Raw genomic sequence first — 250 nt, forward strand, 5'->3', positions numbered from 1 at the left:
ATCTGGTATAATATAATAACTGTTTCCATAAGCATTCTCTGAAGTAATAAAAGCTGGTACAATATCAAAAACCCAATCATAAGATGAGAGCTCTAAAGTTGTTGCTTCTTGTCTTCTATGAATTTCTGCTTTTTTGTATTGTGGAATTATTGATATACTACTCTTAATCTTTTCTATTACTCTAATTGTATTTAGTGTACCATCATCATTAACTAACTTCCTTAACTTATCTGCATCCTCCGGGACGTTT

1 pseudogene is annotated in these 250 nt (G+C 30.8%); it reads right to left on the reverse strand.

Annotated features, from left to right (window positions below):
• Window positions 1–250: pseudogene (locus KVT31_RS29795) on the reverse strand (nucleotidyltransferase); the annotation flags it as partial.

Source organism: Bacillus sp. GbtcB14 (assembly GCF_019091205.1).
GTDB classification, from domain to species: Bacteria; Bacillota; Bacilli; order Bacillales; family Bacillaceae_G; genus Bacillus_A; species Bacillus_A cereus_AG.